The sequence below is a fragment of the Kosakonia radicincitans DSM 16656 genome, from assembly GCF_000280495.2.
In the GTDB taxonomy this organism is placed as follows: domain Bacteria; phylum Pseudomonadota; class Gammaproteobacteria; order Enterobacterales; family Enterobacteriaceae; genus Kosakonia; species Kosakonia radicincitans.
The window spans coordinates 66,144-89,743 of sequence record NZ_CP018017.1 but is presented as its reverse complement, the minus strand read 5'-3'; the positions used below and the strand labels follow the sequence as shown (position 1 = coordinate 89,743).

The 23,600-nt window shown below is 45.1% G+C and carries 23 protein-coding genes; 20 read left to right on the top strand and 3 right to left on the bottom strand.

The genetic code is table 11. The features are described from left to right. Positions 1 to 18: 18 nt before the first annotated feature. Both Y71_RS28555 and Y71_RS28550 read right to left on the bottom strand, forming a co-directional pair. Complete coding sequence (locus Y71_RS28555; protein WP_016241590.1) at positions 19 to 918, bottom strand: DsbA family protein; 900 nt, start codon at positions 916 to 918, stop codon at positions 19 to 21. Between the two features lie 22 nt (positions 919 to 940). Further along, positions 941 to 1,510, bottom strand: a complete 570-nt coding sequence (locus Y71_RS28550) for a hypothetical protein (protein WP_016241589.1) — start codon at positions 1,508 to 1,510, stop codon at positions 941 to 943. Between the two features lie 149 nt (positions 1,511 to 1,659). On the opposite strand from Y71_RS28550, the gene mobH reads away from it, so the two are divergent. The 18 genes from mobH to Y71_RS28460 all read left to right on the top strand — a co-directional run bounded on the left by mobH (position 1,660) and on the right by Y71_RS28460 (position 21,074). Next, positions 1,660 to 4,362, top strand: coding sequence for a MobH family relaxase (gene mobH / locus Y71_RS28545; protein ID WP_007372219.1), 2,703 nt, complete (start codon positions 1,660 to 1,662; stop codon positions 4,360 to 4,362). Further along, positions 4,355 to 6,331 (top strand): conjugative transfer system coupling protein TraD, encoded by a 1,977-nt coding sequence (gene traD / locus Y71_RS28540; RefSeq protein ID WP_007372220.1) that lies wholly within the window; start codon positions 4,355 to 4,357, stop codon positions 6,329 to 6,331. Before mobH ends, traD begins: the two co-directional genes overlap by 8 nt. Before the next feature lie 2 nt (positions 6,332 to 6,333). Further along, positions 6,334 to 6,720 carry a hypothetical protein gene (locus tag Y71_RS28535; protein WP_009654243.1) on the top strand — a complete coding sequence of 129 codons (387 nt, stop codon included), beginning with the start codon at positions 6,334 to 6,336 and terminating at the stop codon, positions 6,718 to 6,720. Further along, positions 6,705 to 7,355: an IncC plasmid conjugative DNA transfer DtrJ family protein gene (locus Y71_RS28530; protein ID WP_007372221.1), complete on the top strand. Its 651-nt coding sequence runs from the start codon at positions 6,705 to 6,707 to the stop codon at positions 7,353 to 7,355. Before Y71_RS28535 ends, Y71_RS28530 begins: the two co-directional genes overlap by 16 nt. Before the next feature lie 84 nt (positions 7,356 to 7,439). Then, entirely contained in the window at positions 7,440 to 7,733 is a 294-nt protein-coding gene (locus Y71_RS28525; protein WP_007372222.1) for a hypothetical protein, read from the top strand. Continuing rightward, positions 7,730 to 8,548: a DsbA family protein gene (locus Y71_RS28520; protein WP_007372223.1), complete on the top strand. Its 819-nt coding sequence runs from the start codon at positions 7,730 to 7,732 to the stop codon at positions 8,546 to 8,548. The genes Y71_RS28525 and Y71_RS28520 overlap by 4 nt, the downstream gene beginning before the upstream one ends. 49 nt (positions 8,549 to 8,597) lie before the next feature. Beyond that, complete coding sequence (gene traL / locus Y71_RS28515) at positions 8,598 to 8,882, top strand: type IV conjugative transfer system protein TraL (protein WP_007372224.1); 285 nt, start codon at positions 8,598 to 8,600, stop codon at positions 8,880 to 8,882. Then, positions 8,879 to 9,505 (top strand): TraE/TraK family type IV conjugative transfer system protein, encoded by a 627-nt coding sequence (locus tag Y71_RS28510; protein ID WP_007372225.1) that lies wholly within the window; start codon positions 8,879 to 8,881, stop codon positions 9,503 to 9,505. The genes traL and Y71_RS28510 overlap by 4 nt, the downstream gene beginning before the upstream one ends. Positions 9,506 to 9,664: 159 nt before the next feature. Continuing rightward, entirely contained in the window at positions 9,665 to 10,783 is a 1,119-nt protein-coding gene (locus Y71_RS28505) for a TraK domain-containing protein (RefSeq protein WP_016241588.1), read from the top strand. Between the two features lie 4 nt (positions 10,784 to 10,787). Continuing rightward, on the top strand, positions 10,788 to 12,185 hold the full coding sequence (locus tag Y71_RS28500; protein ID WP_007372227.1) for a TraB/VirB10 family protein: 1,398 nt from the start codon (positions 10,788 to 10,790) through the stop codon (positions 12,183 to 12,185). Continuing rightward, on the top strand, positions 12,182 to 12,748 hold the full coding sequence (gene traV, locus Y71_RS28495) for a type IV conjugative transfer system lipoprotein TraV (protein ID WP_016241587.1): 567 nt from the start codon (positions 12,182 to 12,184) through the stop codon (positions 12,746 to 12,748). The genes Y71_RS28500 and traV overlap by 4 nt, the downstream gene beginning before the upstream one ends. Positions 12,749 to 12,841: 93 nt before the next feature. Beyond that, the gene (locus Y71_RS28490) at positions 12,842 to 14,440 is read left to right on the top strand and encodes a YadA-like family protein (protein ID WP_007372228.1); all 1,599 of its coding nucleotides are present in this window, start codon (positions 12,842 to 12,844) and stop codon (positions 14,438 to 14,440) included. Between the two features lie 180 nt (positions 14,441 to 14,620). Further along, entirely contained in the window at positions 14,621 to 15,385 is a 765-nt protein-coding gene (locus Y71_RS28485) for a DsbC family protein (RefSeq protein ID WP_007372229.1), read from the top strand. 27 nt (positions 15,386 to 15,412) lie between these two features. Further along, positions 15,413 to 17,899 carry a type IV secretion system protein TraC gene (gene traC / locus Y71_RS28480; protein WP_007372230.1) on the top strand — a complete coding sequence of 829 codons (2,487 nt, stop codon included), beginning with the start codon at positions 15,413 to 15,415 and terminating at the stop codon, positions 17,897 to 17,899. After that, positions 17,896 to 18,168 carry a hypothetical protein gene (locus Y71_RS28475; protein ID WP_007372231.1) on the top strand — a complete coding sequence of 91 codons (273 nt, stop codon included), beginning with the start codon at positions 17,896 to 17,898 and terminating at the stop codon, positions 18,166 to 18,168. The genes traC and Y71_RS28475 overlap by 4 nt, the downstream gene beginning before the upstream one ends. 10 nt (positions 18,169 to 18,178) lie before the next feature. Further along, positions 18,179 to 18,703 (top strand): signal peptidase I, encoded by a 525-nt coding sequence (gene lepB, locus Y71_RS28470; protein WP_007372232.1) that lies wholly within the window; start codon positions 18,179 to 18,181, stop codon positions 18,701 to 18,703. Next, positions 18,697 to 20,010: a TrbC family F-type conjugative pilus assembly protein gene (locus Y71_RS28465; protein ID WP_016241583.1), complete on the top strand. Its 1,314-nt coding sequence runs from the start codon at positions 18,697 to 18,699 to the stop codon at positions 20,008 to 20,010. Before lepB ends, Y71_RS28465 begins: the two co-directional genes overlap by 7 nt. Continuing rightward, positions 20,007 to 21,074 (top strand): TraU family protein, encoded by a 1,068-nt coding sequence (locus Y71_RS28460; RefSeq protein ID WP_007372234.1) that lies wholly within the window; start codon positions 20,007 to 20,009, stop codon positions 21,072 to 21,074. The genes Y71_RS28465 and Y71_RS28460 overlap by 4 nt, the downstream gene beginning before the upstream one ends. 48 nt (positions 21,075 to 21,122) lie before the next feature. On the opposite strand, the gene Y71_RS28455 is transcribed toward Y71_RS28460, so the two are convergent. Beyond that, complete coding sequence (locus Y71_RS28455; RefSeq protein WP_009653890.1) at positions 21,123 to 21,869, bottom strand: AcaB family transcriptional regulator; 747 nt, start codon at positions 21,867 to 21,869, stop codon at positions 21,123 to 21,125. Positions 21,870 to 22,306: 437 nt separating this feature from the next. On the opposite strand from Y71_RS28455, the gene Y71_RS28450 reads away from it, so the two are divergent. Continuing rightward, the gene (locus Y71_RS28450) at positions 22,307 to 22,918 is read left to right on the top strand and encodes a hypothetical protein (protein WP_009653893.1); all 612 of its coding nucleotides are present in this window, start codon (positions 22,307 to 22,309) and stop codon (positions 22,916 to 22,918) included. A gap of 62 nt (positions 22,919 to 22,980) precedes the next feature. Continuing rightward, entirely contained in the window at positions 22,981 to 23,481 is a 501-nt protein-coding gene (locus Y71_RS28445; RefSeq protein WP_016241582.1) for a hypothetical protein, read from the top strand. The last annotated feature ends 119 nt before the right edge of the window (positions 23,482 to 23,600 follow it).

Below are 23,600 nucleotides of genomic sequence, written 5' to 3'. Positions count from 1 at the left end.
CAGGGCTCTTTTTTATTTCTATTTATCTTGTTGAGCTGGTGAGGCTTCGCCTGATGTGTCTCTCTGAGAATCGACAACCATAGACTGGATCACTTCAACGAATTTTGAGAAGGGCTGTGCGCCTACAACAGAGACTTCTTTACCGGTGACATTATCACGCACAATCGTGGTTGGTGTACCATCAACACCGGCAGCTGAACCGGCCTCCATATCCTGCTTAATGCGCTTAATCACTTCAGTACTGCCCATACAGGTATCAAATTTCGCCTGGTCTACCTCAAACAGTGCTGGGATGCTGTCCGCATCCTTAAAACCTTTACCGTTTGTTTCAGTATGGTTAAACCAATAATCAGTAACGGCCCAGAAAGCACTCGGCCCTTTCTGCTCCGCAATACACTCAGCAACAGCTGCGCCCTTCGATGCGACCGGCTCATGGAATGACATAGGGTAATGACGCCATTCCCAGTTAACAGCCCCGGCTGTCGCGGTATCAACGATATACTTCGGCGTTTCTTTGAAGCGTTTGCAGAATGGACACTCCAGATCTTCATAGTTGATCAACGAAAACCGAGCGCCAGGCTCGCCATAGATATAACGGCCATCAGTATTTTTATTTGCTTTGTCCCAGCCTTTATAGAGTGCCTTTCGTTCTTCCGCGAGCTTTTGGTCGGCGATAGACTTAAGAGCACCCTTTACTTCGTCCTGAATATTTCCGTTCACTCCCTGTTGAACTGCGGGGTTCTTGGCCAGCGATGTACTAATTTTATCCAGCAGTTGATTGGTCATCACCTGGGTTTTGTACGAGATAAAACTAATTACCATCAACCAAACCATTCCGATTACAACAACGATTCCCCCGGCCCAGGCAAAAATTGTTTTATTTCCAGAACTGCACTTTTCATTTCTTTGCTTATCCATTGTACCCTCGCATTTTGATGGATTAGGACTTAGGTTGTTGGTTATCGATCTGCATCTGAATTCGATATTTCCGCAGCTCTTCCGGTTCACCACTGGAAAGCACATTTAATTCGTGGGCACTTAACCGATAGCCAGGTGTTGAGCAGTATTTATCTTTGATACGGAGGTATTCAGCCCTACTGGCGTTCTGTGTGTTATTAGGAAGGAGAAAGGTATTTTCCCCGCAAAATGCTGGGGTCTGTGTGAACGTGCCACGCGGCCCATTGGCATACTTTGTGTTTGCCACTGAAGTGAGCAAGACCTGGGTGTAATTGTCATGTGCCACATATCGCTTCCCGGATGGATCATTGATGGCATACGGACTCACGAGCGTATGCTCATACCCAGGGTAACGTATAGCCGCGCCACCGCGTTCTGTACCACGCCAGGATTCGGAGTACTGATACTGGTAGGGGTACTCGGCCCTGGCGGGGAGATTGCGCGTTTCGTCGAGGTAAGTACGTTGTGGCTTACCTGTCCCACTGCAACCGCTGGTGATTACGCCGGTAATAACCACCAGCAGGGGCAAAACAATTTTATTCGCCAATTTCATTGCTTAGTCTCCAATTGGATAGCAACGTCATTATCTTAATTTCTCACCCTTGACGTTATGTTTTATGAAGACAAAACGTCGTCATTTTCCAGCACGATTTTTTTCTCAATCGGTTAACTTACAAGGTACTTAACCGGAGAAATCTTTTAATGCTGAGACACATTAAAAATATTCTGAATACTTTTTTGCCTGATAACAAAAAGGCTACCACTGATCTATTCGGTGACGAAATCGATATGTCAGTAGATGAAGAAATCGGGAAACTCATTTCATCACGAGATAATATGCGCTATCCGGCAAGCGAAATCGGATTCCCGGCTCAAGTACCGGGTGAGTACGTATTACGTCATTACCAGAAACCACTTGTGATGGCGATTAAACGAGAACTGGATATTAGGGACTCTGAGTTTAATCAGCTTATTCTTCCTATGCTGATAAATTTCGCTAACTTTGTTCACCTCTTCCCGGCATCCGAAAACCATCATCACCGTGCTGCAACCGGATTGTTGCGTCATTCATTGGAAGTGTGTTTCCAGTGTATCCGGCGTTCTAAAAACATCGAGTTTGATTCAATGGCGGTTCCCGTACATAAATCAAATCGTGCATTAGCATGGCGACTTGCAGTCGCAGCTGGTGGGCTACTTCATGACCTCGGGAAACCATTTACCGATTTTGAAGTATGGAACGAAGACGGGAAAATTCACTGGCCTCCAGGCCATGAACCAATCCATGTCTGGGCAAAAGAGAACAATGTAAAAAGATACTATCTTGTATGGAAACCAGGCCGTCACCGCCAGCATACCTCCAGCACGAGCAATATGTTGTTGATGATCATGCCAAAAGAAATGCATGTTTACCTTCTTAACGGCGGGAATGATATTTTCAATGAATTGACCCGGGCACTGAATGCCAGTGCGCAGCTCAATGCAGAAAAAATCAGTGGTCAGGACGTTAAAAACAAGATCCTCACTACCATTAAGGCCGCCGACTCAGCATCCGTTAACTATGATATGCGGCAATACGCCGGTGATGCGATTCGTGCAAGCCAGTCAGGTGTACCTGCGGTTCAGCGTGTAGTTGATGCCATGCGCCATAGATTGAAAAAAGGAGATTGGATTCCCAACAAGCCAGGAAGCCCTGTATGGGTGACTACCTATGGCGTATTCATCGTCTGGGGTGTTGCGGTCAAGGATATTATTGAGACCGTTAGGAACTCCGGCGCTGTTATTCCACAAACCCAGAATAGTCTGGCTGACCTGATGCTAAGTTATCATCTCTGTCGACCAAACGTTCACCAGGACGATGACACTGCATACTGGCGTATTGCCCCTCATATCTTGAATGATAAAAGTTCAAGAGAAAGCAAAGACCCTAAAGTTGCGTTGAGCTGCATCCTTCTGATATCTCCAGAAGTACTATTTGTCGATACTGTTGACCCTCTACCATGCAGCAGCCGCATCCGTATTGAAGGTAAATGGGTGGAATACCTGACCGGGAGGCCAAACCAGCCAAAACTCGTCGAAAGCGAACCCTACATTGGTCAGAAGCCGGTTCCGTCAACCGGAATACCGAATGAGGTCGACCGCTCAGTTTTACAGGGCGGAACAATCATTGCTGATGAACAGGAATCTCCACTGGAGAGTATTTTTGGAAACCGACAGGTTACGCCGGAAAACGCCCACGAACTGCTGCATAAGCTCAATCTGCTTTCTGATGAGGACTACAATCGTGTAAAGGAAAGAAATACCAGTACCAAAAATCAAAAAGATTGTCTGGATGACACTAATTCACCAACAACTGAGCTGGCGGGCAGCGGGGAATCAAAAGGGCTCAAAGATAATCAACCAAAGCCAGTGTCGGAGAATAATGAACCCAAGCGCCGTCTTTCCCTCAAAGAAACCCTGGCATCGGCACAAACAGAGATTGAGTTCTCTGTACCCAGTTCACTTATAAAAGAACCAAACCATAAAACTCTGAACGAAACCCTTGAGTTTCATTCAATCATCAACTCGTATAATAGCAACGAACCAACTTCAAGCGATGCATTGGATCAGACCCAGCCCTCACCTACCCGTCAGGCATTAAAGGAAATTCAGCTGCACCAGGATGCTGTCGATACCGGCATTCAGTCTGGTGAGGTAATTGATGATTATTCAATTTACGAAGATTATGATTCCATGTGGCAGGATGACGTGAAAGCTGATAACGATTTTGGTTACTCGGCTCATGCGGATACTTCGGCCAACATACCGGCTAACGTAAAATTTTACGATAAATTTAGTCAGCTATACGTATCTGGTCTTGAAGCGGCCAAAGAATTTCTCGTTAAATATGTTACCGACCACTCAGACGATCTTTTCATTGAATCAGGCCACTTAATCATTGCTATTGATAAAGATTTTGATGAGCGTAATTATGCTCTGCTTCAGGACTCCAACTGGTTATGGCAAAGGTTTATGGAAGCCCCAGCCCAGTATTATTTCCATCGTACTCAGAAGTGCTTATATCTCAGAAAAGAACTTAATAATGATATCGACTTGCTGATGGATGGGAAGTTTAACGATCTGCTTTACTCTGCTTTAACTGATGTTTCTGATAAAGATTACAACATTACAGATTTATGCAATGAAATGATTTCAAAAGGTATGCTGAAGCGAACCTATTCTGGAGAGCCTGTCATTGCCGTAAGCGTTGCCTTAAAGCGACGTATTGCGGATGAACTCGGCATTGATATTACTCAATTGCAGAAGATTATGCTGATGCACTTTGATTTCTATTCAAAGACCGGTGTTGACTACATTCTTCCTAATAGTGAACGAATGCATAATCAAATGGTGGATAAAGATGAGTGAGTGGAAATATAACTTACGTTGGCGCACAAATTTTGAAGGCCTTGAGACTCTTGGTTGGACAGCAGGTATAGCCGCAACTATCGGGGTTAATACACTGTTTAACATGCCATCTCTACCCTGTTACCTCTCAGTTGCAGTCCAGGCTGCTTATGGTATTCGTAGTCTCCCGGCAGCATGGGATATTTATACGCACAAACGCCGCCTGAAGCGAAAACCAAAACCACTCGTAATGGACATGAAATCATTTATCGAACAGATGATTCGTGAGCCTGACAGCTATCTTATTTGCAGAGGCTTTGAGTGGGGCCAGAATGAGGGTCAACTGGCATCTGAGTTGATAAAGCGTGACATAAAGAAATTTGTAGCCAAACCATCCAAAAATTTTATGGGCCTCGGCTGGATTCATGCGCTAGGTAAAAAAAACGAATGGATCGGAATTTCTGAAGAACTTTTATCGTTGCATACGCTTATAACTGGCACAACCGGCTCAGGCAAAACAACATATTTTAAACTACTTATTCTTCAAGCCGCACTAAAAAAACAACCACTAATCCTCATTGACCCCAAAAATGATGAAGAACTGGCTGAATGGATGAAGTTCTGTCTGGAATTGGTGGATCGCTCAACGAAATATAATTACGTTTCATTGGCGCATCCTGAAAAATCAGCTCGAATATCTCCAATTACTAACTACACTCAGGCTGGCGAGGTAGCTAACAGAATTACATCGGTTATTCAACGTGCTGATAGTACGAGCGATCCGTTTGTTTCATTTGGTATTATGTCATTAACTACGGTTGTTGAGCTGATGAAAATCTGTGAAATCAAACCGACTTTACGCAATATTAAATCACAACTGAGTGCTGACATCTCTTCATTAGCATCTCTATTGATTATGGCCATCACTAAATTCGGCCACAAGACTTTAGGAGAGTCCGATTTCGACATTATTTTACAGGCGAAAATTGACCGTTACTCGTCTAAAATTAAAGGCCCAAAAGAAATAGCAGAAATATGTGCAGACATTTACCGAAATGACATTAAAGGTAATAAAGGGAAAGGCGATACTTCAATTGAAGCCGGTATTGATATGTTCGGTCATCAGCGCGAACACTTCCAGAAAATGATTCTGAACGTGATGCCAATTCTTAGTCAACTAACTCAAGGGTTTATGTCAGAGTTGTTATCCCCTGACAGTGCTGATGAAGATGAACTGAATGATACTCGTCCAATTTCGAATATTCAGGATATCATCACTACCGGGGGAATGTTGTATTTGGGGTTAAATTCCCTTGCAGATGCTGAGACTGGATCTGCGGTCGGTTCTATTTTCCTGTCTGATATAACATCTGTTAGCTCGACTGTGTACAATTTTTTAAAACCTGGTGGTCAGGACTTGGCTTCTGTAATGGTGTTAATCGATGAAGCAGCTGAAGTTATTAATGACCAAGTTATTAAAATGTTGAATAAAACCCGTGGTGCTGGGTTCCGCTTATTTATTTCGTCGCAATCGACTTCCGACTTCGAAGCCCGTCTCGGTTCAGAAGCCAAAATGAAGCAGGTTATAACCAATACGAACCACTTTACGGCGCTACGCACACCAGATCCTGATGCCCAGGAAGCAGTCATGAAACGAGTACCACCGACAAAGTTCAAATATATTATGCGTGGTCATGGCTCCAGCGCAGGTGCAGATCCTGAACAAATCACCGGCAGTGTCGGGGAACGATTGATGGAGGAAGAAGGCGAGTTATTTCAATCTCAACTGCTAGGTTGGTTACCCAACCTCGAATGCATGGCCATAAATCAGGCTAATAAAATAGTAAAAGGTAAAGTCCCCGTCATATTAATGCCGAGGAATGAGTCCGAGTTAAGCGATGTCCGAACTATCGCTAAAAAGTACCTTTCAATCTACGAACGTCAACAAAAGGTTCGTGGTGAAAAATCACGTATCAGCGCCGAGGGGTAAATATGATTAAAACCAAAACTCTATTAAAGCGTAAAGATGATCAAGCCTCATATGACGGTTTGACCATGATCTGGCCATGTGTTGATGGCATCACTGGGCAAATGTTAGCTCTACTGAAAACCCTTACTCCTGATGAACGCGTTGGTGCAGCAGTGAGCTCCGCTATCAAAGCTTATCATCAGGACAACGAGCAGGAGCTGAATGACTGGGAGCGGCTTGCGATCTATATCATTGAGCTTGGCTTGTTCGTTTGCCGGGAACTTCAACACACGTTGAATTTCTGTGAAATTACTTCACGGATAAATCTCCCGAGAAAGCTAACCAACGAACTGATTATCCAGGCTGGGAGGAAGGCGAAGATTGGGGATATCGAATGTCTGATAAGTTGAATGAGGAAAAGTGGCCTAAGACGATAAAGACACTGATCATCTGGAGTTCGACGATTCTCCTTTTTATCTCTGTCTTCTTTCCGGTTGAGTATTTTAAGTCTAATGCTCTGAAAGAAATCGCATGGGGTCATAAAATGATAGGCGAAAAAGATTTCGTCATGGTATTGCAAAAGGCTCGCGACAATTATACTGAAGCATTTGTAAATACGGGGATTGATAAGGCGTTAAAGGATTTTTACCAGCTTCCTCCCAGCGACATGGCCAACCACGGCGGGCCACTGAAATACTTTGTTGGGCTTTTCCAGAACATTGCCGAGAACCTGAATTATTGGCTCTACATGATTATGTATCGTTTAACACTTGATATGTATTGGTTACCGTACATGGCCGTGGTCATCATCCCGTCTCTGTTTGCAGGGGTAATGCGGTGGATGGCAAAAAGATATAACTTTGGATATGCCAGTCCGTTTCTTAACCGTCGTAGCATGGTATTGATTGGCTGGGGTGTATATAGCGTTCTCCTGTCGCTTTTTATACCGTTACCTGTGCCTCCAATGATCGGGGCACTCATAATGATAGTAATGATTCCTATTGGTTCATCTCTACTTATTTCAAACCTACCAAAACGTATTTAACCTTAAGAAAAGCACCTCAATTTGCGGTGCTTTTCTTTTTCCTCAATATTTCATGTTTGTTAAATTAGCTGTGCGAGGTGATGCATGACTAATTCGAAACCATTTATTCTTTCTGCCCTGCTCTGCCTGACGTTTACCGTAGGGATGATTAGCTATTTGCTAATTTCTGATGTCCCAGAAAAAATCCGTATCCTCAATCAGAAGATCACGGCATCAACTTACCCTCAGTCACGGGATGTCCTGAACAAAGACATGGCTGAAATCATACTGCCCTATCTTAAAAAGCAAAAAGCTGCTGAGGCGTCTCAGGTCAAAGTCCAAAAGCCAAACGAAATCTATACGCCGGAACAATTGCAGCAATCAAGAGGCTACAAATGAAAAAGAACATTTTGAACTCTCTTATATTTGGAATTCCGCTCATGGTTATGGTAAGCACGGCTGCATTTTTTACTTACCAAATCGATAGACAGTCCCAACTTCTTAATGACCTAGCGATCGTTGCTGAGACTCACAAGCCCGTAGTAAACAACAAAAGCGAACTACTGGACGCATTTGCAAAATACATTAATGCAGCGGGCCTAAAACCTGAATCGCAGAAACAATCCAATGTCGGTTACCGGACTGGAAACAAACCCGATACCGCCTATGCGCCTTCTACGGACAACGAACGTATTTATGGGAACCCGGATGCTCAGTTCTATATCATTGAGTATTCCGATTTTGAATGTCAGTACTGCAAACAACATTTCCCAATCGTTATGGATCTCGTGGATTCATCACAAGGGAATATTGCGATGGTTTTCAAACATGTTCCTGTTCACGGGCAGGCTTCCCGTACTGAAGCTTTAGCAGCGGAGTGTGCTGTTGAGCAGGGAGGAAATCCATCTTTCTTCCAGTTATCTAAAGCGTTATTCCGCTACAGCCAATCTGACGGGCACGGTCTTAGCGCACCGCTAGACCAAATCGCCCGCGAAACTGGTTTAGACCCGAACCGCTTACTTGAATGTATCAATGCGGCCAGGCCGTCCAGCAAGATAGCCGACGACGTTCGTGAAGCAGGTCAGCTTGGTATCCAAAAGACCCCTACAAACATTGTTGTCTACGGTGATAAGTCAGCCATTGTTCAGGGCGCAGTAGATGGAGCAGGCCTTATGCAAATGATGGCTCAGCTTGCAGGCTCTGGTCAGAAATAGGCGCATTTTGTCGTCAATAAATCTGAAAAAATTCATATGAGAGGTCATCATGGAACCTGTTTATATTTCTCACTCGATTGACGAACCACCAAAGTTATTTTTTTGGTCGATTGATGAAGCCATGCCATTTTTCGTTGCTCTCGCGGTTGGGATTATCACTGGACGATTATTACCGATGATAATTCTGGGTGTTGTAGTTTCACGTGTTTATGGCGGTTTTCTGGCGCGAGCTTCTGAGAAATATTTTATGCACCTCTGTTACTGGAAATTCGGAGTCACATTCGGTGGTGGCACTTTTGTACCTGAATCCTTCGACCGGGAGTTTATTGTATGAATATCCATAATTTCAAAAAAGGGTTAGTTGGACTTCAGTTAGAAAACAAAAGTTTCAAGTTAATCTCTGCCTCAATGATTCTGGCAAACCTTGTACTTGGTTATGCTCTGTTAGCCAAAACACAACCCATCACTATTATTCCGCCAAACCTTACAGAAACAGCCTGGCTGGATGAAAAAGCCGCCAGCAGCTCTTATATGAAGGCATGGGCGTTATATATAGCCGACAGTTTTGGAAATGCTAACCCAGCCACTTTAGATCTACTCAAGAATTCTATCGGCCCGTTTCTTGACGCTTCAATTTACACAAAAGTTATGAAAGCAATGGACGACCAGATTGACCAAATTAAGCGCGACCGAATCTCGCTTTCTTTTAATCCGGTCGGGGTTATCACCGACCCGTTAGCAGTTGGTACTTTTTATGTCACCGGTAACCAAACTCTCGAAGGTATCACCGGCAAACCATCGACCACGCCAGTCTATTACGAGATTACTGTTAACGTAAAAGGCTACCGGCCCATTATTACGTTCATTGAGATAAAGAGTGGCAAACCGTTGCTGCCAAGTGAAGAAGATAAACACAAAGGTCAAAGGCAGAAATCTTCGGCAGCTCGAACTTCCTGACAGAATTTCGTTAGTTGATTTAACCGAGATATAAATCTTTAAGCGAGAGATTAATAAATCAGCAATCAGTAAACAAAACGGATGTGCCGAAATGAATTTTCTGATTGGTAATAGCCAATTTAAAAATGAACGTAGTGTTGCCACTTATCGGGGGGCTAAATGTTGAATAGTAAACGCATAATTATCCTGTTGCTTACCGCGTCGTCCACATTAGCGACCCATAGCGTAACGGCGGGCGAAATGTCTGTTGATCAAGGCATGGTATTTGAGCAGCCTGATGCGCAGTCGCAACCCAAAGTCACTGCAAAACTCGCCTCTCGACCAGCATCCTCAACTCAGGCAATGCTCAGCACAGAAACACGCCCATATCCTGACAACTATACACCACCAGCAAGTAACTCTATCAATGGCGGGAGTGAACCAGCTATTGATGGCCGTAATATTCAACCAGTACCTGCTGCAATTGCCAGTCCCGTTCCACTCACAAAAGAAGTCATTCCTTCTCGGCTGGAATATATCGTTGCGCCTGGCGTGAACACCCTCGTACCGATTTCGATTAACCAGATCAACCGGCTTGTTACACCGTTTGAACACCCTGTAGTGCAGAAAGTTAAACAGGAGGGTGTAACTGTAAATGTAAAAGATAACGCTCTCTACGTTTCCACCTCAGACAGTAACCCGGCAAGTCTCTATATCAGTGAGAAAGGTGACGAAAGTGTAGCGATCTCCGTGTCGTTAGTACCTCAGAAAATTGCACCGGTGCAAGCCACTCTCATGCTTTCACGAAAGCTGAACAACACGAGTACTTCTGGTGTTATGCCTGCGGCATATAACAACTATGGTGGAAGCGAAGTCAAAGCCAGGCGATGGGAACAGAAAGATAATTACATCGAGACGATTCGCAACATAATGCGAACCATCGCGCTTGGGGACATTCCACCCGGATACTCTCTGGGAAATCTCTCTTCAGGAGTTGGTATCCCGAACTGTAATTTCCGCACGGGTACTGACCAGGATCAGATTCGCTACTCCTTTGCAAATGGCCAGTATCTTCAGGGTAGTCAATTCAGTGTCATCATCGGCGTTGCACAAAACACTGGTTCATCAACAGTAATGGTTGATGAATCACTCTGCACCCATCCTCAGCTTGCAGCAAGAGCACTATGGAGTCGCAACACTCTCCAGCCTGGCCAGCGAACTGAAGCTTACTTCGTTATCCGCAACATCCAGCCAAACGAACAAGCTAACGATTCCATGCGCCCTAAACTCGCGGAGTAAAATCATGCTTATCCCCTTAAAAGAGAAATGGGCCTCAATTTCAGCAAAGCATAAAAAATGGGTTTTATGGGCTGGCGTATTTACTTTCGCCGTTCTTTTTTTGCTCTTGGTTATACCCGACTCAGCTGGCCCCCGAAATCGAGCGCCACAAGAAAAAGTGATTGCCAGCGTCCTTACCGATGGTGATACCAATGGAGTTAGCCAGAATGCTATTGCGGCGCGAATTCGCGCACTCGACAAGACCATTAAAGAGCAAGGTCAACTGATTAAAACGTTAACCGAGAAATATGGTGCTGATCAGACAGCTCAGCGTCTTAGCAATCTGGAGAACAACCAGAAAAAATCAGGCGCTGAGGTTGCAGCTATTAAGAAACGCGTTGATACCGTCTCTAACCCTGTGCCTTACTCACAACAGTCTCGCGGAGCGACACCACTGGCTGGAAACGGCCAACGTAACGTCCCTACTCTGTATAAACCTGAAGAGATATCTGCCCCTTCAGTTGCGCCAAGAAACTCAGGAAGTTTCAATAACGGGAAAACATTACAGCGCGTATACGAAGATGCGGCCCCCCCTGTCGTACCGGAACCCGCAGCAAACCAGCGTCAGCAGAAAGGGAAGGATGGCAAAGCAGTACCAAGCCAGGCAACTCCTGAAATCATCACTGTACAGGAAGATATTGAAGCCGCACCCGTTGCTGACGAAGATGATAACCCCGAGAACCAGACCTACCTTCCTGCAACGTCGATCATAAGTACTGTTTTGATTGCGGGGATGGATGCACCAACATCTCGTGATGCACGAAAAGACCCTTATCCGGCGCTGGCCAGGGTGAAAAAGGATGCAATTCTCCCAAACCGTTTCCGTGCAGATATACGTGAATGCGGAATGCTTGCAGCTGGGTTCGGTGATTTGTCCTCCGAAAGAGCTTATTTCAGATCGGAAGTCATAACGTGCATTCGGGATGACGGTGCAGTTTTTGAAGCCCCACTCGTAGCCTACGCTGTTGGTGAAGATGGTAAATCAGGTGTTCGTGGTCGACTGGTTACCAAACAAGGGCAATACCTGGCACGAGCCCTGACCGCTGGCTTCCTACAGGCTGCATCTCAGCTCTTTAACGTACAGAGTATTCCGACAATCAGTATTAAACGCGATGGAGATAGTAGTGACGCTACTCCTTACCAGCAGGTTATGAGCTCTGACGCACTCCAGGGCGCAGCAGTTTCTGGCGTAGGTGGCGCATTGAATCGTCTTGCCGATTTCTATATGCAAATGGCCGGTGACCTTTTCCCTGTAATTGAAATTGATCCAGGCCGTAGTGTTGATTTTATTGTGCAAAAAGGGGTCATGCTGAAATTCACACGTGTTACTTCAAAAACTCAAACCGTTGGGGGCAAGAAATGATGACGAAGAAAATTGTATCGGCATTGTTTTTAGTTAGTGCCGGTTTTGCGATGTCGGGTTGCTCACTACTGGGCCAGAACGATGAATATGGATGCAAGGGAATGCCCAATTCGGTCACATGTATGAATGTCCGAGATGTGTATGCCCTGACCGATGGAGATGATTACCAGGAGCAGATTGACACCGCATCTGAAAACCAACTTTCGGGAAAGCCTGTGGAGGTTAAGCGGCTGCGCACTACAGCCGGGAACGGTGGACGGAATACTGCCGATGGTGGTCGATACGTCCCTGTGCCTGCTACTGCTGCTGATCCTCAACCCATCCGAACGCAATCTATCGTCATGCGGGTGCTGGTTGACCCCTATGAGACCGCAGATGGAGACCTTAACGTCCCTGGCTACGTCTATACCGAGATTGAGCCGCGTCGTTGGGAAGTCGGTGCAAGAAATAGTGCCACATCAACTGCTGTTATCAGACCAATGTCTGCACCGGTTGCCGCTGCTCCAGCACAATCCCAGGGTGAGACATCACAACCTCCTCAGAAAGGGAGTTACATTAAATAATTGTCCAGTAGTACCGGTATACCGGTACTACTTTTTTCATGTGCTGTATTCCTTGGTCGTCTTTTTAATACCCATCACTGAAAAGGTAAGCACATGAAACAAAAGTCATTATATATTGCTATTGTTCTGGCACTTCATTGTGCTGTAGCCGTGGCAGATAACTCAATCGATAGCACCCAAATTGACGAAGTTACTGTAAATGGTGATGGCAATAACATTTCAGGGCTAACACCCTGTGCAACCCCATCAAACTGTAAATCACCACTCGGCAACTCAAGTGTTTCAGGGAATAACAACACAATTACTTCGTTAACAAACTATATTATTACCGGAAGCAATAATGACTTATCATTTAGTTACGACCCAAGCCAATTCTGGAATGACTACGCCAATAGTTTCAATGTTTACGGGAATAATAATACTGGCACTGGTCTTTTTGATTTGAATCTGGTTGGGAGTGACAATAAAGTTCTAGGACAAAACCTTGCCGTTATGGGTTATAGCAATAACGTTTCAGGAAGTGCATTGCAAGTAATAGGCTCTTATAACGAACTGGATATGGTAGGTATGGGAGCAATTCTTGGTTCCAGAAACACTGCTACTAATTACGCTGGTTCTATAATGGGTACATTCAATACGGTGAGTGGTGGTTCCTACGCTTTGACTATCGGTTCCTTAAACAATATTACAGCTGCACCGATTAATGACCCCTCTGCTGTTTTTAAATTTGGCAACATCACAATCGGCACAATTAATACCATTGATTCCGACGAATCGATCGTGCTTGGCAACTACAATACTGTATCCGATGATAACGCAATTGTTATTGGTAATTATGCTTCTGCTTCAAATGGAGGTATTTCCATTGGGAACGGTTCATTCTCCAATAGTGCTGATACCGTATCGTTTGGTTCAGCTACGGTACAAAGAACACTGACTAATGTTGCTGATGGTTCCAGCCGGTATGATGCGGTGAACTATGGTCAGCTCATGAATTCCGTTAGTTCACTTCAGGCGTACACTGATAGTGCCATCAGTTCGTACCTTTCATCCATTGGCTCTGGCTCTAACACAACGCCACCTACTACAGGCGGAAATAACAATAACGGTACGGACGGCAGCGGGACAGGAAGTGGTACAGGGTCTGGTAGCAGTAACGACAATAGCCAGACTGCCACGGATACTAATACTTATACCGACGAGCGTGAAGTGTCGATCAACGCTCGTACCGACAGTCTAATTGCAACTGAAAGCGCATCCCGAGTTGCTGGCGATGCTCAAACTCTTGTAAGTGCAAACAGTCATACGGATGCCCGTGAATCTGTCATCAACTCAAGGACTGATTTCCTTGTCGATACTGAGCGCCAGTCACGGATTGATGGTGACCGACAGACCTTGGCTTCAGCTAATAGCTACACAAACCAGAAGTTCTCTGACCTTAAAAAGACGGTTGACCGTAATGATAAAAGAGCAAAAGCAGGCTCAGCAAGCGCAATTGCTATCGCTTCAATTCCCTTCCTCAATAACGTGTCGGGTTTTGGCATGGCGATGGGCGCGTACCGAGACCAGGGGGCAATTTCGGGAGGAGCGAATTACGCTATCAATGAAAAAGTAAACGTCCGCTTTAGCATGTCGGCTGATACAGCCGGTGGTGTTGGAGCTGGTGCAGGATTTGCGGTTGGCTTCCAGTAATAATAAAGCATAAATAAAAAGCCACTTTTTTGTGGCTTTTTATTTGGACTAATTGAGTAATTAAAACCGATATTAACATTTCATCACTTCCTTTTTTTGGGGACAGTTTGCAGCCCTTTTCCCTGCGGCAAAATAAATCAATATGTGAAAATGAAACCTCTCTCATTTGGAGCGGTTACTATGAACTTTATCAAACATGTCGCGACTGCGGCACTTTTGGTGGCACTTTCTGCATCAGCTTCTGTATTCGCCGATACAGTAAAAACAAACACCGGGAATATCGATACGATTTTCAATGAAAAAGCGTTCAAGAACATTCCTCAGAATTCGCAGGAAGTAAAACGTTTTGTCGTCCCTACTAACGGCATCATCGCACTAGAGATTGATGGGAAAGTTAATTTGCTGTCTTCTAATGGCCGCTTCGTTATACAGGGAACGCTCTATGACACATGGGCTAAAAAGCCTCTGACCACCATGAGCGAAATAACCAAGAACGCCAGCATCATTCCGATGAAAGAGCTGAACCTAAATATCGCGGACTTGCGCCCAGCCGTATGGGGCGATGGGCCTAAAAAGGTCATGATATTTACCGCACCTGGTTGTGAAGCCTGTGCAGCCCCACTTTCAGCACTTGCTGACCTCGACCCGAAAGAATTCACCGTTAGCGTTCTGTCGCTCGGAGCTCTGGGCCCGGCAAGCCAGCAGCGAAATATTGAATTGTATTGTGCATCCGACCGCTACCGCGCAGACCGCGCAATTATCAGCGGAAATTCCACTCAGAAATTCGACCAGGTAAAGAACTGCGATATGCAGGCTCTGGCTCGACGTGAAGTTACGGCTCAGATACTAGGTGTCAGCATGATCCCTTTCATTGTGCGTGATGACGGCTCCTACGTACTCGGCTCACCAAAACAAGGCCTCAAAAACTTTATCGAGAACAAGTAACACTTTCTTGGGAATCCTGGAGGCATTATGAGTGAATCTTTAATTTTTCAGCGACTCAAAAACCTGAAGCGTTTTTCTGACTTGTGTCCTGTACGTGCATATGACGAATCCAATCATTTGTTTATGTGCGACAACAAATATGTTGGTTTCGGATTTGTTTGTCGTCCCTTAAGCGGGACAACCGGCAAGGAGATGACTAACCTTCAAACGTTGCTGTCTTCCAACTTCCCCGCCAAAACTATCGTTCAGTTTGACCTGGTTGCAAGCCCAAACATCGTACAGAAAATTAACCGGATGGACGTATTGCGTATGGATTGCCGGGACGCAATCCTGCGTAACGCAATTTATAACCGCTCTAAATTCCTTTTGAAAAGCACCGAAACGCCGATGAAGCGAACCGGGACTCGCGTCCGAAATTGTGTGCTTCTCATTACAGTAAAAATTCCGATCAAATATAACTATGAAATGCGTGAAGAAGAATTCAATCACGTTAACGAGCTGCGGAATGTGTTCGAAACGACGCTGAGCATCACTGGTTTGTGTCCCGGTGCATTGACGCGTGAAAGTTACATCGATGTTCTGAGCTCCATTTGCAACCAGGGTGAAAGCGCCTCCTGGAGAGACCGGACGCCGGTACAGCCACAAGAAGACAAGTACATTTCAGAACAGTTAGTCGACCACGATCGCATGTTTTTCATTAAGAAAGACTATTGCGGTTTTGGTGATCCGACAGATTCCGAGCTTCGTGGAGAAGCACCTACACCGACAACGTTTGTGAAAACATTGAGTGCGCGAAAATTCCCGAAAAGATTCTTTCCCGGGCAAGCGCAATACTTTCTCGGCGATATGATGAGTGGTGTTACTGGAATTAAATCATCCTGCATCATCTCAATGAGCCTGATTTTCTTTGATCAGCAAAGTGAAAAAACTAAATTCACCTCGAAACGTAACTGGGTTGTTCAGCAAACCAGTGGCCCATTAATTAAGTGGGTTCCATCACTCATAAACTTGCGTGAGGGCTTCGATCTTCTTAGCGAAAAAGTTGATAACAACGACCCAATTTGCAAAGCCAAATTTACGGTATCAATCTTCTCTAACTCAAAAGATGGCGTGTTACGCGCTGCTCAGGAAGCTGCAAGTTATCTGAACACCTATCAGTTTAAGATGATCCCAGATACCTACTATGTTGCGCCAATTTTCCTGTCAGCTCTGCCAATGTTTAACGAAGCATCAGCAGAAAAGTCCATTGGCCGATATCGAACAATGGCACTCAGTGAAGCGATGGTACTTTCACCTCTCTATGCAGATTGGCAAGGTACAGACAAACCCGCCTTAATGCTGACATCGCGCTCTGGCCAGATCCAATCACTGGACTTGTTTGATTCTGATACTAACTATAACGCCTGTATCGCAGCTGAGTCGGGGTCGGGTAAGTCATTCCTGACAAACTACATTATCACCGCCTACAGAAGCCTCGGGGCTAAAGTCTGGTGTATTGATGTAGGTGACTCGTACAAAAATATCTGTGAGACCTACCAGGGCGATTATCTCGACTTCAATCCCAAAACCAGGCCATGTCTTAACTTCTTCGAACTGATCGAAGACTATTTCGGTGAGTCTGAAGATGATGACTCCAGTGGCGGTGAAGAAGATCTGATCATCGGATTGTTATCGGTGATGGCAGCTCCTAAAGAAGGTCTGAATTCATTCGAAGAGTCTCGACTTAAACAACATGTAGCTGATCTTGTCCGTGTACACAAGAAGCTGACCACCGTTGATATGGTTGCTGATTCACTGCTGAAAGATGAAGATAAAGACATTAAACGTATTGGCCATCAGCTCTATCCGTTCACGAGTGCGGGCCAGTACGGGAAGTACTTTGTTGGTAAGAACAATATCGACTTCAAAAATCCGTTCACTGTACTTGAACTTTCCCGACTGGAAAGTTCAGAACACCTTAAACAGGTTGTCCTCCTTCAGCTGATTTATCAAATCCAGCAGGACATGTTCATGGGCGACCGTAGCCAGATGAAGCTGGTCATTATCGATGAGGCCTGGGCATTGTTATCAGGAAATATCGGGGCGTTCATCGAGAAAGGTTATCGCCGGTTCCGTAAATATAACGGAGCTGCAATTACCATCACCCAGTCTATCAACGATATTTACAAAGATAGTATCGGGAAATCGATCGCAGATAACTCAGCCTTTATGCTCTTGCTGGGGCAAAGTGAATCCGCAGTGAACGAAGCTGAAGCAAATAAACGTCTGGCGCTGGACGAGGCTGGTTACCGGTTCCTTAAAACCGTTCGTTCCACGAAAGGTGTCTACTCAGAAATCTTTGTCATTTCTAAAGCGGGCCAGGGTATTTGCAGACTTGTGGTTGACCCATTCAGCTTACTTCTCTATTCGACTGACCCGAAAGACGTTGCCGCGATCAAAGACAGAAAGTCCCGGGGGATCAATACCGAAGAGGCTATCAACGAAATTCTGGTTGAGCGGGGGTTAGCCGCATGATTAAAACCGCTGCAATTGCGCTGCTTTTTGGTTTCATCGGAGCCGCCCTTTTTGGGCGGTTATTCCCACCAGCCTCGCCCTATGACTATGTTGCAGTCATCAACTTTATGGACGATAAAGGTCAACCGTTAGGTGAAGCCCAGTCAAGGCTGGTATTAGCCCGCGCTGAGAAACTGTCAGAGGCGGGGTATCTTGTGCTCAATGCCTCAGCCCTTTATAGCTACCCTACGGGGCTCAAGATCCCCCAGACCATCAACACTCAGCAATAGCGGTGGGCGAATGAATACACCCAAATCAGTATGGAGCTTAATATTTCGTAAAAAGCGAAGCTGGAGGCAACATATTGTTTTCAGCATCGTTGTTATTTTCTTAACCGCACCGCTGACGCTATACGTGCTTAACCGGTATGAGATTGGTATCGATCCACAAAATAACCAATGTCTTCCTCCGTACCGAATATATCTCGTCGATAAAATGGACAAATCAATCGTCAAAGGGAAAATTTACGCCTTTCATTCTGAGCTAATGCAACCATATGGCAAAGGGCTGAAAATTGTTGATGGCATTGCGGGAGACACAGTCTCCGTTGATCCCGAAGAGACTGCAATTAACGGCTCTATGGTCGGTGAGGGACTGGCATTAGCAGCAGAATCTGGCCATACCGAACAGGAGCTAACGCGTAGTGGTGTCGTACCGAATGGTCGCCTGTGGATGATGGGGCGCACCAGATACAGTTTTGATTCCAGGTACTGGGGATCATTAGACGAGTCACAAATTATAGGCCGAGCGTATCCATTATGGTAAAAAAAACACCTTTTCGACTTTCGATATTGGCATTTGTAACCGCTGTTGTTTTCACTCCAGTCTGGGCCGAAAACACTGGTATCTATTTAAGTGATCTGCCGTCAAGACCGGTATCCAACTTAGATAATATTCCGACAAGACCGGCTAATAACTACTCAGTCACTGACATTCAAAAAGCTAAGCGTCAATTATCTGCAACTGAAATGAAAGATATTGACAGTCTCATAAAAGCGGCTCGTGATAATCAAAATGCCACTGCCGACCGCGCTACTGACACGGTTAAAGATAATCGAAAAATGATGGGTGAAATGCCCGAGTATAAAAATACAGATGAACTAGTCGATGATGCGGTAAGAGGAGCGTTAGCAAAGTCTGATATGACTAACGAGAAACAAAATAAGCCAGCCGGTGATTTTATTTATATTCTCGTCTCCGCGTCTCTCAGCGATGCTGAAATCACCGACATTCTCAAGTTATACGATGGACGCACGGATATCGCTCTGGTTGTCCAGGGGGCAAAAGATAAAAAGAACCTGCTTGATGAACTTACCCACTGGCAGAAACTTTCCTTCGACTCCAAGTCTTCTCTGGCCGTAAACCTCGATCCAACTGTATTCAAAAACTACAACGTTAGTTCTGTACCGACCATTATCCATGAAAAAGATGGTGAGCTGGTGGCCAGGGTGACAGGCATCTATGACATCGCGTACCTGAAAGACAAGACCGGCGACCTTGGTGTGGCCGGGCCCGCTGTTGGGGTCGTAGAGAAGAACCTTATTGATGAACTACAGGAGAGTGTCGCTAAACTCGATTTTGATGGCATGAAGAAAAAGGCCATTGATAACTACTGGCCCCGCCAGGTTTTCCAGGAATTCCCGGAAGCGACAAAGCGAGCTACCAGAACCATCGATCCGACGGTCATTATCCCTCAAAACATTACTTCACCTAACGGCGATATCGTTGCAAAACGGGGGCGATTTAACCCGCTAACTGTGATGCCATTTACCATCAAGCTAATCTTTTTCGATGCACGTGAAGAATGGCAACGCCAGTTCGCCAGGTATCAGTTTGAACATACACCAGCCTCCCTCACGCCAATACTGGTCACGACAAACGTGTATGGTGATGGCTGGCAGACCTTCCGTGACACCAAGAAAGAATACGGTGACTTCGCAAGGCTATACATGATTCAGCCAGGCATGGCCGAACATTATGGTTTGATAAACGTGCCCAGCGTTGTGACAGCCGACAGTAAGCGATTCATTAATGATGAATATTCACGCAAAGATTTTGAGGAGCTGAAATGAAAAAAATTCTCTCAGTTCTGAAATCACCCAAGACCCTGGTGCTCGCATGTCTGGCTTTTACTATGCCGGTTTTTGCGGCTGACGTTTCATCACCCGTACAGAACAAGGTCTGTCATGATAACCAAGTCTTATCAGCGAAACTCATTACGGATGTTTGCTGGAACTGTATTTTCCCGATAAAGCTTGCCGGTATTAATCTGTCGATGACAGGTACTGCACCTGACAATGCAGCATCAGGGACAGTATGTGCCTGTAAGGATGGATTGAACGTCTATCACCCGGGTGTATTGACCGCGATGTGGGAACCGAGAAAGCTCATCGAGTTAACGAGAACACCCGGGTGCATGTCATCCCTAGGAGGGGTAACACTCGACCTTGGTAATGATTTGCAGTTTGGCCCGCAGACCGATGGAGCAGCCGAGGAACAGCGGGAGCGTTTCTCAATAAGTTTCTACAACGCACATATGTATGCTATGCCGTTATTAAGAATGTTGGATATGTATCTACCCGGTCAATGTAATGCCGACCCATACAGCGATTTTGATATCATTAATTTCACGGAGATTGACCCGACCTGGAATAATACGATGCTGGCATTCTTCCAGAACCCGGAATCAGCAGCTGTGGCTAACGTGATAGCAATGCAGGCTTGCGCCGGTGAAGCAGCGGCACAATTTGCAGGTAAACAGCCAATAGACTCACTTTGGTGGTGTGCCGGTTCCTGGGGTGGGCAGTATCCTTTAACTGGATCGGTACGGAGTATGGATGCCCCCAGAACAACCAGCCTGGTCGGGATCCGTATGCTGGCCGCAGAACATCGTCGTGGACTGGCCTACCGTTCGATGGGAAACGATACTGTTTGTCGCTCCAAGATTTACCCAACGTTGCCAAAGCAACAGTACAAATTGAATATGTTCTACCCTACCCCGGAGACAAAAAACAGTCATGAGGTCGGTGAGTCCCCATACCAATGGCAAGGTGGGCCTTTCCGTTATCCAACCGGTAAAGGCCAGGACAGCACCTACATGATTTTCCAGTGGGTAGATTGTTGCCGCACAATGTAATAAAAAAACCCTGCAATGCAGGGTTTTTAATTTCTGTTTTTCGTTGAATTAAGCCTGCCGTTTAATGGCCTCATTCTGATCATCATTCGCTTCATTACTGGCATCCTGCAACACCTTTGTTTCCTGGTCTACCTGGGTAGGTTCTGTCTCAGTGCTTCCAGCCAATTCTTTTTCAGCGGCCCGGCCATTGGCCTGATTAAGCTCATCAGCAGATGCCTGCGCGTGACGTTTGAGTGATGCTGCCAGATCACGAATGAGATTATGAAGACGAGACTTAAACTCCTCGACCTCATCCTGATTAAAACAGTTATTTAACCAGAGGGTATCGATGATCTGGTGCAATTTATCAAAGTTCTGAATAATGCGGATAACCCGCAGCGCTTGCGGCGTTCTGATGCGAACCTCATGTTCTTTTGGATGGGTATACCCGACTTCATTGAGGCTGCTGCGTTCTTCTTCTTCTTTTACCGCACGGTTCAGAATAGCAATGTTATTTTCCAGTTCTTTCTCAGGCATGTCGATTACTTCGTTAACCGCCTTCAGTGTACGTTCAATCGCACCACTGTATTTAGTGCCAAGCCGTTCAAGGGCTCGGCTGTTATTGGTCAGATTGAAGAGAGCCTGGGAGATAATGTTAAAATTACGGGACTGTACCCGAATACCTTCCTGGGTGTGAAGAGTAAATTTCACGACAGCTTCAGGATTGGAATATTCGACACGAGAGTTAGGGGTTCGGTTATCCTGAGCCCCACTCTTTTTAGCTTGTTTTACGGTTTGTACCGGTGCTTTAGCCATAACAGAACCTCGGAGTTAATTTGTATGCCAATTGATTAGGCCAAAACTCAGGATAGTTGTCATTGAAAAATGGCTGCAATATGACCATGAAAAACCGACTTGAAAAATTAAACCAATATGCTTAAATGAATAAGAACCGAGCTGACGGACATCAGCACAACTTCCTAGTTAATTTCGCGCTCAACCAGCGCCCACCGGATGACCTCCTCCCGGGTTAACTACGCCTTCTACAGGCCCGAGCATCTCTGATGTGTTTAGGTTAAACCTGACATGTCTCTTTGCTTACCCAAACGGGTATTTTGGTTCTCAATCCCAAACAAAAAAAATTGTTAATCCTTTTAACTCCAGCGAATCAACAGATGTGCAGTTTTGTGTACATCCGTTTAGTTTACCTTTTAGGTAGCTAAATTTTCGCATTCTAAATTTATAGGTGATCTATGTCTGACCCAATCTCATTAATGGCAGGTATCGTATTTTTTGGTGCTGTGTATTACCGTGCCGAATATATCAGATTCCTTGGCCCAATCTGGCTGGCAATTTTTATAACGGAACGCGGTTTACTGTTCACTGGTCTCGGTTTTGTTACCGCGACTGTATGTGTAGTTGTTGCTTTACTCGTTATTTATAATTCATTCTTTACCAAGTCTGGGAAAAAATCTAATGAAGCAACTAATGGAAACATGGTTGAAGGTGTTTCTCGGGCTGGGTCAAATAATGACAAAGCCAAATATGCAAACCATCGTTTTGAAGGAAAGCTTGTTTACCACGGTCTCGAAAACTGGAAACACGATCCTAATAACGATAAATCGTATTTAGTCACAATACGTAGTGGTGGGAAAGACCATGAAATTTGGGCTGTTGGGCTCAAAAATGCTGTTGAGACTTGTGGAGCACAAGTTGGTGATATTGTTTCAGTCTGGAAAGAGTCTGAAGTAAGAACCGACAAAGCACAAGTGTTTGACGAAAGCGGTAAGGTTACAGGGTATCGTACTCTCCTTAACGAAAAACGTCGCGGCATTTGGGTTATGCAAGTACTCGCCGAAAGCTAAAATATTCTTAATTCAGGCTATAAGCCTTAACTTTTTAATCTTTTAAATATATGAGGTATATTATGACAATTGTCTATGGTAGTAGCATTGAGCCGGGTGGTATGGAACTGGATGATTACACAATGATTGCAGAGTGTGAAAATTGTGGGAAAGACTGCCGACATCGGATTTATGAAGACTGTGTTGCAGGGGCAATAAACCAGAGATTCTCTTATACGTGTAATCACTGCGGTTATCATTCCTGTAACGCTGAAGTATGTGACGTATGCGATAGCATCGAATGCGAAGAACATGCTGGTCGTTATCAGTCTAATATTTTCTTCGAAATGCATGAGCTCATTGAGCTCATGAAAATAGAGGGAGATATACTGGCAATCAGAGCAAAAATCAATGTAGGCGCTCACGACTTTGGAGATCTTTCAAAGTTAGATGATTGCCTGCATAGGCTCACCTTTCCAGGTTACTATGAACGGCGAAATACTGATCTCTATAAAGAGATATCAGATGCTTCAACCGACATGGCAATCCAAACATGGAAGCGTCTGGAACGCTTGTTATGCTAAACCTCCCTATAAAAACCCAGCGAAAGCTGGGTTTTTTTCTTTTCTGGATTGACCAACCAAACGTCGTATCATAATCTTATATCGCGGGCATCCCGCTTAACTTCTTTTAACACTCTTTA